Source organism: Rhizorhabdus antheiae, from assembly GCF_049889055.1.
Lineage (GTDB): Bacteria > Pseudomonadota > Alphaproteobacteria > Sphingomonadales > Sphingomonadaceae > Rhizorhabdus.
The window spans coordinates 632,175-643,754 of the sequence record NZ_JBLTWO010000001.1 but is presented as its reverse complement, the minus strand read 5'-3'; the positions used below and the strand labels follow the sequence as shown (position 1 = coordinate 643,754).

At 66.0% G+C, this 11,580-nt stretch carries 10 protein-coding genes; 3 read left to right on the top strand and 7 right to left on the bottom strand.

The features are described from left to right. Window positions 1-10: 10 nt before the first annotated feature. Window positions 11-1,015 (top strand): right-handed parallel beta-helix repeat-containing protein, encoded by a 1,005-nt coding sequence (locus ACNI3R_RS02960; protein ID WP_426179757.1) that lies wholly within the window; start codon window positions 11-13, stop codon window positions 1,013-1,015. Window positions 1,016-1,031: 16 nt separating this feature from the next. On the opposite strand, the gene ACNI3R_RS02955 is transcribed toward ACNI3R_RS02960, so the two are convergent. From ACNI3R_RS02955 to ACNI3R_RS02945, 3 genes are all read right to left on the bottom strand, one after another. Further along, on the bottom strand, window positions 1,032-2,681 hold the full coding sequence (locus ACNI3R_RS02955; RefSeq protein WP_426179756.1) for an alkaline phosphatase family protein: 1,650 nt from the start codon (window positions 2,679-2,681) through the stop codon (window positions 1,032-1,034). Between the two features lie 82 nt (window positions 2,682-2,763). Then, on the bottom strand, window positions 2,764-4,416 hold the full coding sequence (locus ACNI3R_RS02950; protein ID WP_426179755.1) for an amidohydrolase: 1,653 nt from the start codon (window positions 4,414-4,416) through the stop codon (window positions 2,764-2,766). 8 nt (window positions 4,417-4,424) lie between these two features. Further along, entirely contained in the window at window positions 4,425-5,294 is an 870-nt protein-coding gene (locus ACNI3R_RS02945; RefSeq protein WP_426179753.1) for an NAD(P)-dependent oxidoreductase, read from the bottom strand. Window positions 5,295-5,368: 74 nt separating this feature from the next. Between ACNI3R_RS02945 and ACNI3R_RS02940 the strand changes: the two genes are divergently transcribed. Together ACNI3R_RS02940 and ACNI3R_RS02935 are read left to right on the top strand one after the other, a co-directional pair. Then, window positions 5,369-6,619, top strand: coding sequence for a threonine ammonia-lyase (locus ACNI3R_RS02940; RefSeq protein ID WP_426180257.1), 1,251 nt, complete (start codon window positions 5,369-5,371; stop codon window positions 6,617-6,619). 136 nt (window positions 6,620-6,755) lie between these two features. Continuing rightward, window positions 6,756-7,550, top strand: coding sequence for an arginyltransferase (locus ACNI3R_RS02935; RefSeq protein WP_426179751.1), 795 nt, complete (start codon window positions 6,756-6,758; stop codon window positions 7,548-7,550). A gap of 45 nt (window positions 7,551-7,595) precedes the next feature. Here the strand turns inward: ACNI3R_RS02935 and ACNI3R_RS02930 are convergent, their stop codons facing one another. The 4 genes from ACNI3R_RS02930 to ACNI3R_RS02915 all read right to left on the bottom strand — a co-directional run bounded on the left by ACNI3R_RS02930 (window position 7,596) and on the right by ACNI3R_RS02915 (window position 11,547). Continuing rightward, entirely contained in the window at window positions 7,596-8,954 is a 1,359-nt protein-coding gene (locus ACNI3R_RS02930; RefSeq protein ID WP_426179750.1) for a PQQ-dependent sugar dehydrogenase, read from the bottom strand. 67 nt (window positions 8,955-9,021) lie between these two features. Beyond that, on the bottom strand, window positions 9,022-9,918 hold the full coding sequence (locus tag ACNI3R_RS02925; RefSeq protein WP_426179748.1) for a hemolysin family protein: 897 nt from the start codon (window positions 9,916-9,918) through the stop codon (window positions 9,022-9,024). A 124-nt stretch (window positions 9,919-10,042) separates the two neighbouring features. Beyond that, window positions 10,043-10,552: an rRNA maturation RNase YbeY gene (gene ybeY / locus ACNI3R_RS02920; RefSeq protein ID WP_426179746.1), complete on the bottom strand. Its 510-nt coding sequence runs from the start codon at window positions 10,550-10,552 to the stop codon at window positions 10,043-10,045. After that, complete coding sequence (locus tag ACNI3R_RS02915; RefSeq protein ID WP_426179745.1) at window positions 10,549-11,547, bottom strand: PhoH family protein; 999 nt, start codon at window positions 11,545-11,547, stop codon at window positions 10,549-10,551. Before ACNI3R_RS02915 ends, ybeY begins: the two co-directional genes overlap by 4 nt. Window positions 11,548-11,580 lie beyond the last annotated feature (33 nt).

The following is an 11,580-nucleotide window of genomic DNA, read 5'->3' as shown; positions in this document are numbered from 1 at the left end:
GGGTAGAGGAATGCGCGCTGTCGGTCTGATCCTTCTGTCGAGCTTGTCCGGCGCCGCCTATGGCGGGCCGTTCACCATCGAATCGAGCGGCCAGTCCTTCACCAGCCTCGCGGCTGCGGTCTCGGCGATCGGAGACGAGAGCGGGACGATCCTGATCGCGCCCGGCCGCTACTCGGACTGCGCCGTCCAGCAGGCAGGCCGCATCCGCTATCGCGCTGTTCGTCCGCTCAAGGTCATCTTCGACGGCGGCATCTGCGAGGGGAAGGCGGCGCTCGTCCTGCGCGGGCGGGAGGCCCGTATCGAAGGCCTCGTCTTCGAGAATATGAAGGTCGCGGAAGGCAATGGCGCCGGAATCCGGATCGAGAAGGGCGACCTGTTCGTGTCGGGCAGCCTGTTCCGCGATTCGGAGCAGGGCATTCTCGGCGCCGACGATCCCTTGTCGTCGATCCTGATCGACCGGTCGACCTTTTCGGGGCTCGGCCGCTGCGACCGCGGGCTGGCCTGCGCGCATTCACTCTATCTCGGCGCCTATAGCGAAGTGACCGTGCGGCGCAGCCGCTTCGAGCGGGGGCTGGGCGGTCATTATGTGAAGAGCCGCGCGCGGCGGATCGAGGTTGTCGATAGCAGCTTCGACGACACCGAAGGGCGGGCGACCAATTACATGATCGACCTGCCCGAAGGCGCGTCTGGCCAAATCATGCGCAATGTCATGGTGCAGGGGGCCAACAAGGAGAACCGATCGGCGTTCATCGCGGTATCGGCCGAGGGGCGCACCAATCCTTCGTCAGCTCTGGTCGTCACGGGCAACCGTGCGTCGCAGGTCCGCGAGGCGAGCTGGCCGACGAGCCTGGTCGCCGACTGGACCGGCAGCGTGAAGAGCGTCGCCGACAATGTCGTGATCGGCAGGATCGAACAGCTCCAGGCGACGGGCTTCGAGGATGGAAGCCTCAAGGGTCGCCTCTATCGCTGGTTCTACCGTCAGGCGGCGTCGCTGAAACAGCGCCTGTTCGGCTGAGGTCGCTCCGCCGACCTTATTTCGGGCAGTTGCCGCCGAGATCGAGGCAGCGTCCGTCGACGGGCACCGGCGGCTTGATGCCTACCACGCCGGCCAGCGTCGGCGCGATATCGACCACCTCGGCACTGGCCTTGCGATCCTCGGCGGAAGCGTCGGGCCACCAGAACAGGATCGGCACCTGCCGGTCATGGTCCCAAGGCGTGCCGTGACCGGCGACGGTGTCGCCCGTTTTCAGCGGGCGGCCGAAGGAAGTGCGCTCGCGAAAGACGACCATGATGTCGCCCGACCGCTCGCGGTCATAGCTCAGCCGCAGGCGCTGCAGCATCGTCATCATCTCGGGCGGGGTTCCGATCGGAACCGACGCCGCCTCGACCTCGGGACCGGTATAGGCCTCGACCACCTCGGGCTGCTGCTTGATCCAGGCCAGCGCGGCGGTACGGATAGCGAGCCGCTTGCCCTCGTCGTCCATGGCCTTGATGTAGATCTGGGTCGGATCGCTGCCGAGCAGCGGGGATTCGTCCAGCTTCAGTTCGTCGCGCAGCGTCGCGTCCAGCCGCCCCATGAACGCTTTGGAATCGAGGCGGCTCGCCTTGCTGTCATGTTCATGTTCGCGCTCGGCGGCATCCGTGGCGCCATGATCGGCGGTCAGCATCACGACGAAGGGCACCTTCTGCGCCTCGACCGCCTTCAGAAGCCGGCCGATCGTGGCATCGAGCGCCGCCTGTTGCGCGCACATTTCCGCTCCGCCATTGCCGAAGCGATGGCCGATATAGTCGGTCGCCGACAGGCTGACGGTGAGGATGTCGGTCGCCGGCCCATGGCCCAGCTTTTCCCGCGCAAGGATCTGAGTGGCGAAGTCGACCGCCAGCGAATCATAGAGCGGGGAGGCGCGCAGCGATCCCTGGAAGGCCTTGGTCGACAGATAATCCTTCGCCTTGAGCGATGCCGTCTCGGCCTCGGGCGGCACCCGGCCCGACAGGTCGATATCGCCGAAATGATGCGCCTTCTGGAGCGCCGCGCAGCGACGGGGCAGTTTCGGCCAGAGCTTCGGCGGGCGCTTCGCCCATTGCGCCATCAGCGCCGCATCGAAGGCCGCAGCCGGGGCGGTAACCGTTTCGGTCGTCGGACCGGCATAAGGCGAAGTGACATAGCCCTTGCCGTCGACCCACCAATAGACGCCGTCGGCAGTCTTGCCCGCCATGGTGATCGCGCCACGATCCTTGCCCGATACGGCGAAGACGCGGGAGCCGGGCTGGGCAGCCTTGGTCCAGTCGCCCAGCGTCGTCGCACGGATGTTCTGATGGCCGCGCGCCTCTGGATCGGGCTGGCCCGGAACCGAAAGGCAATAGACGCTCTTACCGGTCTTCCGATCGATCCAGTCGTTCGCGATGATCCCCGTGTTCGCAGGATAACGGCCCGTCAGGATCGCGGAATGGCCGGGGCAGGTCTCTGTGGCTGCATGGCTATGATAGGCGATCGCATAAGCGACCCCACCCGCGAGTGTCTTTAGGCCAGCGACATAGGTGCCCCGATAGCGCTGGAACACCTCCGACGAGAACTGGTCGACCGATATGGCCAGGATCAGCTTAGGCTTGGGCGGCGGGGCCGCCTGGGTCGAGGTCGCAGCGGTGGCGAGAAGGGCGGCGGCGAAAAGCGATATCTTCATGGGGGCGTCCGATAGTGGCAGGTCGGAGGGATGAACGCGCGTTGCCCGACAATTGTTACCGGTCCAAGCGTGGGGATTGGTTTCAGGGTGCGGTCCAGGCCCGCTTGCCAGCGATCCAGGTTTCGACCGCCCTGGCGCTACGCAGATCGGCGACGCCGGCGGTGAAGATGTCGCGATCGAGGATCACGAAATCCGCGAAATGGCCGGGCGTCAGCGACCCGATCCGGTCCTCGGCAAAGCCCGCATAAGCTGCGGTCGTGGTGAAGGCGCGGACGGCCTCGGCGATGCTGATCGCCTGCTGCGGCTGCCACCCGCCGGGCGGCTGGCCGGACGGATCCTCCCGGCTTACGGCGGCGGCGAGGGCGGGAAAGGGGTTGGGGCTTTCGACCGGATAGTCCGAGCCGAAGGCCAGCGGCACCTTGTTGTCGAGCATCGTCTTCCAGGCATAAGCGCCGCCCAGCCGGTCGGGACCCAGTCGCGCCTCGGCCATGGCATGGTCCGACGTCTGGTGAACCGGCTGCATCGAGGCGATGATGCCATATCTGGCGAAGCGGGGAAGGTCGGCCGGATCGACGATCTGGGCATGTTCGATCCGCCAGCGGCGATCGCCCTTGTAGGTGTCCGACAATTCCTCGATCGCGCCGAGCACCTGTTCGTTGGCGGCGTCGCCGATCGCGTGGACGGCGGTCTGGAAACCGTCCATCGCCGCGCGGCTCATCAGGTTGCGGAGCTTGGCGTCCTCAAGGAAGCGCAGCCCTTTCTGCCCCGGTGCATCGGCATAGGGCGCCTTCAGCCACGCCCCGCGCGAACCGAGCGCGCCGTCGTCGTACAGCTTGACCCCGACCATGCGGAGCCGACCGTCATAGAGCCAGGGCGTCGGCCCGGTGCCCGCCACCGCGAGCAGCGCCGGTATCCCGCCTGCATAAGAGATGATTCGCACCTTCAGGCGCCCTGCATCGCCGGCGCGGCGCATCGTCAGCCAGTCGTCGGGGGAGGTGCCCATGTCGGCGGTGGCGGTGATGCCATAGCCGAGGAGAATGTCCTGCGCCTTGACGAGGGCGGCATCGCGCTCGCGCGGAAGCATCGCGGGCACCGCCGTCATGACCAGCTGCTGCGCGGCGTCGACGAAGACACCGGTCGGCTGGCCCTTGGCGTCGCGCTCGATGCGGCCGCCGGGCGGGTCCTTGGTCGCGGCAGTGATTCCGGCCGCCGTCATCGCCGCGCTGTTCGCCAGCAGGGCATGGCCATCGACGCGGTCGAGCACGACGGGGCGGCCGGGCGTGATGGCGTCGATGTCGGCGGCGGTCGGGAAGCGGCCGAGCTGCCAGCGTTCCTGGTTCCAGCCTCCGCCGCGAATCCAGAGCGGGGTGGGACGGTCGGCTGCGTAGCGACGCAGCGCGTCCTGCGCCTCAACAAGGCTTTTGGTTGCGGACAGGTCGAGCGACAGTGCCGCTTCCCCCAGCCCCATGACATGGCCATGGGCGTCGATCAGCCCCGGAATGACGGTGCGGCCCTTGGCATCGAGGCGGAAGTCGAGCCGCTCGGGGCGCTTGTCACCGCGCTGGAGCAGCTTGGAGACGCGCCCCTGGCCATCGATCAGCAGCCCGTCGAAGCGGACCAGCTGGCCCTTGTCGTCGAAGCTGTAGCCGTTCGCATTGTCGATCAGCCCGTCGGCGAAGGCAGGCGACGCGATCAGGGCCAGGGCGGCGAGCGCCCATCGGCTGGCGCCGAACATGCGGGCGATCATGTGCGCGGCAGTCGCTTGACCACCGAGGAGATGTCGAGTCGACCACAGCCCAGCGCCTGCGTCTCGGCATAAAATTGATCGGCCAGTGCGGCGAAGGGGAGGGCGGCGCCGTTCGAGCGCGCTTCCTCGATCGCGATGCCGAGATCCTTGCGCATCCAGTCGACCGCGAAGCCGAAGTCGAAGCTCTCGTCCGACATCGTCTTCCAGCGGTTGACCATATACCAGCTGGCCGCAGCCCCGCCCGAGATCGCTTCGAACACCCGGTCGAGGTCGAGATCGGCATTTTGGGCGAATCGCAGTGCCTCGGCCGCGCTCTGCATCGCGCCTGCGATGCAGATCTGGTTGACCATCTTGGTGGTCTGTCCAGCGCCGGGTCCGCCGATATGGACGATGCGCGACGAATAGGCCTGCATCAGGGGGATCGCCGCCTCGACCGCCTTGTCCGAGCCGCCGCACATGATCGCCAGCGTACCCGCTTCCGCGCCCGACTGGCCGCCCGATACCGGCGCGTCGACGACGAGCAGTCCGCGATCACGGCCTTCGACCGCCAGTTGCCTGGCGATACGCGCGGATGCCGTCGTATGGTCGACATAGAGCGCGCCCTTCTTCATCGCGCGGAAACAGCCGTCGCTGCGCAGCGTCACCGTCTCCAGATCGCCATCGGCGCCGACGCAGGAAAAGACCGCGTCGGCATCCTCGGCGGCGGCGGCCGGAGTTGGCGCAAGCCGCCCGCCATGTTTTGCCACCCAGGCTTCGGCCTTGGCGCGCGTGCGGTTGTAGACGGTGACATCATGGCCTGCAGCCGCCAGATGCCGTGCGATAGGGGCGCCCATCGCGCCCAGCCCTAGAAAGCTCACCTTTGCCATGGATGCACCGCATAAGGCGGAATCGGAGCCCGCGCTAGGAGTCTGCTGCGCAATCGTCTATGGGCGCCGACACCATGGTTACCTTGCAGAACAGCAGCAGCGCCGAGCACGGCGTCTCCGTCACAGTCGATGATGTCCGCGCAGCCCATGCGCGCATCGCGCCCTCGATCGTGCGGACGCCGATCATGCACAGCCGCACGCTCAGCCGGATTACCGGCGCCAATGTCTGGCTGAAGTTCGAGAATCTGCAGTTCACTGCCGCCTATAAGGAGCGCGGCGCGCTCAACAAGCTCAGCCTGCTCAACCAGGAACAGCGCCAGCGCGGCGTGATCGCGGCGTCGGCCGGAAACCACGCCCAGGGCCTCGCCTATCACGGCGCGCGCCTCGGCATCCCCGTCACGATCGTCATGCCCAAGCCGACGCCGACGGTGAAGGTCCAGCAGACCGAAGGCCATGGCGCGCGGGTGATCCTGTCGGGCGAGCGGTTCGACGATGCCTATGCCGCCGCCTGCACGCTGGCCGAGCAGGAAGGGCTGACCTTCGTCCATCCGTTCGACGATGCCGACGTCATCGCGGGGCAGGGCACCGTCACGCTCGAGATGCTCGAAGATGCGCCCGAGATCGATACGCTCATCGTGCCGATCGGCGGCGGCGGGCTGATCTCCGGCGCGGCGGTCGTCGCACGCGCCACCGGGCGCCCCATCCAGGTGGTGGGTGTCCAGGCCGAGCTCTACCCGTCGATGTACGCTAAAATCAAAGGCGTGACCCTCCCATGCGAAGGCGACACACTGGCCGAGGGTATCGCGGTCAAGCAGCCGGGCGCGCTGACCGCCCGGATCGTCAAGGCGCTGGTCGACGACATCGTGCTGGTGGCCGAGCGCGATCTGGAGACCTCGGTATCGATGCTGCTCCAGATCGAGAAGACGGTGGTCGAGGGCGCTGGTGCGGCAGGCCTTGCCGCGCTGCTCGCCCATCCCGAGCGCTTCCGGGGCCGCAATGTCGGCATCATCCTCTGCGGCGGCAATATCGATACGCGGCTGCTCGCCAACGTCCTGTTGCGCGATCTCGCGCGGTCGGGACGCCTCGCGCGGCTGCGCATCCGCCTGCAGGACCGGCCCGGCGCCTTGTTTCATGTCGCCCGCGTGTTCGATGAACAGCAGGTCAACATCGTCGAGGTCTACCACCAGCGCGTCTTCACGACGCTGCCGGCCAAGGGCCTGATCGCGGACATCGAATGCGAGACGCGCGACGCCCAGCATCTCGACCGTCTGCTGCAGGCGCTCCGCAAGGAAAGCTATGAGGTGACGCCGATCGAGGCGGCCTGAGCCGTTCGCCTTTCGGCGGAGATGATGGTCAAAATCGACGAAAAAATCGAGGTTAATGCTCTTTTCATGACGTTCATGCGTAGGCATAGTCCGATTCGATCGAGGGGCAGGATCTGACAGGGGGCAAGCTTTCGACATGACGGCGCAGTTTCGCTTCCCCCGCTTCTTCGTGACCACGCCGGGACCTTGCCCCTATCTGCCGGGCCGTACCGAGCGGAAGGTGTTCACCGAATTGTCGGGCCCGAACGCCGCAGATCTCAACGACGCGCTGGGGCGCATCGGCTTCCGGCGGAGCCAGGGCGTCGCCTATCGGCCGACCTGCGTCGACTGCCAGGCCTGCGTGTCGGTCCGCGTTGTCGCTGACCAGTTCAAGCCCAATGCGAGCCAGCGCAAGCTGATGCGTCGCCATGCCGACCTCGAAGTCAGCCAGTGCAAGCCCTGGACGACCGAGGAACAGTTCGCACTGCTGCGCGGCTATCTGAAGGCGCGCCACCCCGGCGGCGGCATGGCCCAGATGGACGAGCTCGACTTCGCCGACATGGTCGAGCAGACCCCGGTCAAGACCAATGTCATCGAATATCGCGAGCCTGGGGTCGACGGCCGCCCCGGCCGTCTGGTCGGTGCCTGTCTGACCGACGTGCAAGCCGATGGTCTGTCGATGGTCTACAGCTTCTTCGAGACCGAAGATGTGCAGCGCCCCGGTCTGGGCACCTACATCATCCTCGACCATATTCGCCGGGCCGTCGAAGCCGGTCTGCCTTATGTCTATCTCGGCTATTGGGTCGAGGGATCGCCGCGGATGCAGTACAAGACCCGTTTCCAGCCACTGGAGCGGCTGTCCGCCGGCGGATGGACCCGTTTCGATGCCCCGCACCCGGTCGAACAGGCCGAGGCGTTCTCGGCACCCTCCAAGCTCAGCCAGCTGATCTGAAGCGGTCGTAGCGGCGGCTCACAGGCGCGCCACCGCTTCGATAGCTCATTTGGCCGGAGTTATCGGTCCTTTGGCCGTTACCCGCCACACTTTGCCTCCGACATCGTCGGTGACCAGCAACCCGCCTCGCTTGCCGACCGCCACTGCGACGGGACGTCCACGCGCCTCTTCCGACGGTGATAGGAATCCGGTCAGCACATCGCGCGGCTTGCCCATCGGCTTACCCTGCGCGAAGGGGACATAGACCAGCTTGTAGCCCGAGCGCGGACGCCGGTTCCACGACCCATGTTCGGCGACGAAGGCGCCGCTGGCATAGTCCGGGCCCAGTATTGCATCCTTGGCGAAAGTCATGCCGAGGGCGGCGACATGCGGCCCCAGCGCATAATCGGGTCGGATGACGTAGGATTGCAGGTCCTGCTCCGGTTCGGGCACGCGCTTGTCGATATAGCCGCCCCAATAATACCAGGGCCAGCCATAGAAACCGCCCAGCTGGACCTCGGTCATATAGTCGGGGACCAGATCGGAGCCGATCATGTCGCGCTCGTTGACCGTCGTCCAAAGGTCGCCCGTGGTCGGCTCGAAGGCGAGGCCGTTGGGATTGCGCAGGCCATAAGCGAAGATGCGGTCCTTGCCCGAGGGCAGTTCGATCTGCAGGATCGCGGCGCGCTTCTGCTCCAGCTCCATGCCGCGCTCACCGATGTTCGATGCCGAGCCGACCGCGACGTAGATCGACTTGTTGTCGGGCGCGAGCAGCAGGTTGCGGGCCCAGTGGTTATAGCCGCCGGGCAGCTTGGCAACGATAACCGGCTTTGCGTCGATCTTCGTCTGGCCAGGCTGGAAAGGCACGCGGACCAGCGCGTCGGTGTTGCCGATGTAGAGCTGGCCGTCGGCCCAGGCCATGCCGCTGGGGGAGTTGAGGCCGGAGATCAGGACCGTCTTGACTTCGGCCTTTCCGTCGCCATCGGCGTCGCGGAGCAGAATGATGCGGTTGGGTGAGGGCACGCCGGCTCCCGCGCGCGCCATCATCCGGTTCATCACGAAGCCGGTGACCCCGCCACCGCCATTGTCCTTGTCGCGCGGCGGCGAATTGCTCTCGCTGACCAGCACGTCGCCATTGGGCAGGACATAAATCCAGCGCGGATGGTCCAGGCCTTCGGCAAAGGGCGCGACCGAGAGTCCTGCAGCGGCAGTCGGGGTCTCGCCCGTCTTCCAGCCTACGGCCTTCGCCACTGCGACCGTCGGGATCATCTGCTCCTTGGGATCGACGAGCTTCGGCTTCGTCCCGACCACTGCCGCGAAGTCGACCGTAGCGCTTTCGGCGGTCGCCATGACGTAGAAGCCCACTCCTGCGGCAATGAGCGCGACGAGGGGCAGGGACAGCAGGATTTTCTTCTTCGTCGTCATCGGGCCTCTCCGGAGATCGTTCCGTATCCTCAACGCATGTCAGGGCAAAAGGTCGCGCCTGCGCGCCTCAATCCAGTTCGGCGGCTTCCGGGAGCGGCGGATGGAGCAGCAGCTTCTTTACACGGCGCTCGTCCGCGTCGGCGATTTCGAGCCGCCAGCCGCTCGGATGTTCCAATATCTCGCCCGGTTGGGGGACATGGCCGGCCAGCGACGATGCGAGGCCGCCGAGCGTCTCGACATCGTCGTCGATGTCGGCAAGCCTCGGATCGATCAGCCGTGCGACGTCTTCGAGTTCCGCCCGGGCATCGGCCGACCAGATCGCATCGCCGAGCGGGATCAGTAGATCCTCTTCCTTCTCGTCATGCTCGTCCTCGATATCGCCGACGATTTCCTCGACCAGGTCCTCGATCGTGACGAGGCCGTCGGTGCCGCTATATTCATTCAGTACGATCGCAAGATGGGTGCGGGTTTCGCGCATCTCGGCGAGCAGATCGATGATCCGCATCGACGAGGGCACGTAGCGCGGCTGGCGGATGAGGCCGGCGATCGAGTCCGGTCGCGGCGCACCGGTGGCGACGATCCGGAAGACGTCCTTCACATGGACCATGCCGATCACATGATCGAGATCTTCGCCATAGACGGGCAGACGGCTATGTTCGGCCTCCGCGAAGCGCGCCACCAGCTCGTCGAAGCCGATCGTCTCGGGCACTGCGATGATGTCGCCGCGCGGCACGCCGATATCGCCTACCGTCCGTTCGCCGAAGTGCAGAATGTTGCGGAGCATCTCGCGCTCCGCATGGGAGAGGTCGTCATCGTCCTCGCCGCCGTCGCCGGCATGCTCCTCGATGACTTCCTCGATCTGGTCGCGCAGGCTCGGCTCCTGCTCTGGCGCAAAGAGCGCGCGGAGCCCGCGCCACCATCGTCCGCCGCTGTCTGCGGCGCTGCTACTACTGTCGTCTGGCATCGTCTTTCTTTGTGCCGCTCCGAAGGCCTCAGTCGCTAACCGAAATAGGTGCGTGCGCGCAATCCCCGCGAGCGCGGATTGATAACCGAAGGCACTGCCGAAGCGGCCACCGGTGCTCTGCCGTTCAGTCCTCGCGGATCAGATAGGGATCGGCGATATCGAGCCTGGCCAGCGCGACCCGCTCAAGATCTTCCATCGCCTCGGCCTCGTCATCCTCCAGATGGTCATAGCCCAGAAGGTGGAGGGTGCCGTGAACGATCAGATGCGTGGCATGCTCGCTCGCCGACACGCCCTTCTCGGCCGCCTCGCGCACGCAGACCCCGTGCGCGAGGATGATGTCGCCGAGCAGGACTTCGCCGTCGTCGCTATTGTCGAGCGTCTCGATCAGGTCGGGCTGGACCATCGGGAAGCTCAGCACGTTGGTCGGCTTGTCCTTCTGCCGATATTGCCGGTTGAGCGCATGGACCTCGTCATCATCGGCCAGGCGCACCGAGATTTCGGCGGTGAAGGAGGCATTGAGCAAGCCCGCATGCGGCGAGATCGAGAGCGCCGCAGTGACGGCCTCGATCGCCAGAGCCTCCCAGTCGGTGCCGTCGTCCCAACAGTCTTCCGCCTGCACGGCAACGTCGATCATGCGGCGTCGGGTCCTTCATAGGCCTCGACGATCCGACCGACGATCGGGTGCCGGACGACATCGGCGGCGCCGAAGCGGATCGTGGCGATGCCGTCGACCCCTTCGAGACGGCCGACCGCATCGGCGAGGCCCGACTTGCCGATGTCGGGAAGGTCGATCTGCCGGGGATCGCCGCACACCACCATCCGGCTGTTCTGCCCGAAACGGGTCAGGAACATCTTCATCTGCGCGGGTGTCGTGTTCTGCGCCTCGTCGAGGATGACGAAGGCATCGGAGAGCGTCCGGCCGCGCATGAACGCGATCGGCGCGATCTCGATCTCGCCCGAGGCGATGCGCCGTTCGACCTGCTCGGTCGGCAGCATGTCGTAGAGCGCGTCGTAGAGCGGGCGGAGATAGGGGTCGACCTTCTCCTTCATGTCGCCCGGGAGGAAGCCCAGTCGCTCGCCCGCTTCGACCGCAGGGCGCGAGAGGATCAGCCGATCAACCGTGCCCTGGATCAGCTGCTGGACCGCTTGGGCCACGGCCAGATAGGTCTTGCCGGTGCCTGCCGGTCCCAGCGCGAAGATGATGTCGGAGCGGTTGAGCGCTTCCATATAGCGAATCTGCGTCGCCGAGCGGGGGACGATCGTCTTCTTGCGTGTCCGGATCATCACCTTGGGCGGATCGGACACGTCGTTGCGGATGATCCCGTCGAGTGTCGGTTCGGCAGACATCGCGATCACCGCCTCGACGGCGCCGCTGTCGATGTCCTGCCCCTGCACGATCCGGTTGTAGAGGCCGGTCAGCACCTCACGGGCGCGTCCGGCGGCCTCGGCCTCCCCTTCGATCTGCAGCTTGTTCCCCCTCGCTGCTATATAGACCCCTAGCCGGTTCTCGATCGCCACCAGGTTCTGGTCGAACTCGCCGAACAATCGTCCGAGCAATTGGGGCTTGTCGAAAATGATCTCGAGCCGGGCGCGATCTCCGGCCTGCGCGGGGACTGGCTTGCGCGACATAAGAGGCGGTGTGTTCCTTTCCTCTGATCACTC

Excerpts from the sequence above, each read along its gene's own strand:
- ACNI3R_RS02950 (WP_426179755.1), bottom strand. The coding sequence starts at position 4,416 with ATGTTCGGCGCCAGCCGATGGGCGCTCGCCGCCCTGGCCCTGATCGCG.
- ACNI3R_RS02955 (WP_426179756.1), bottom strand. The coding sequence starts at position 2,681 with ATGAAGATATCGCTTTTCGCCGCCGCCCTTCTCGCCACCGCTGCGACC.
- ACNI3R_RS02960 (WP_426179757.1), top strand. The coding sequence starts at position 11 with ATGCGCGCTGTCGGTCTGATCCTTCTGTCGAGCTTGTCCGGCGCCGCC.
- ACNI3R_RS02925 (WP_426179748.1), bottom strand. The coding sequence starts at position 9,918 with ATGCCAGACGACAGTAGTAGCAGCGCCGCAGACAGCGGCGGACGATGG.
- ACNI3R_RS02935 (WP_426179751.1), top strand. The coding sequence starts at position 6,756 with ATGACGGCGCAGTTTCGCTTCCCCCGCTTCTTCGTGACCACGCCGGGA.
- ACNI3R_RS02930 (WP_426179750.1), bottom strand. The coding sequence starts at position 8,954 with ATGACGACGAAGAAGAAAATCCTGCTGTCCCTGCCCCTCGTCGCGCTC.
- ACNI3R_RS02940 (WP_426180257.1), top strand. The coding sequence starts at position 5,369 with ATGGTTACCTTGCAGAACAGCAGCAGCGCCGAGCACGGCGTCTCCGTC.
- ACNI3R_RS02915 (WP_426179745.1), bottom strand. The coding sequence starts at position 11,547 with ATGTCGCGCAAGCCAGTCCCCGCGCAGGCCGGAGATCGCGCCCGGCTC.
- ybeY (WP_426179746.1), bottom strand. The coding sequence starts at position 10,552 with ATGATCGACGTTGCCGTGCAGGCGGAAGACTGTTGGGACGACGGCACC.
- ACNI3R_RS02945 (WP_426179753.1), bottom strand. The coding sequence starts at position 5,294 with ATGGCAAAGGTGAGCTTTCTAGGGCTGGGCGCGATGGGCGCCCCTATC.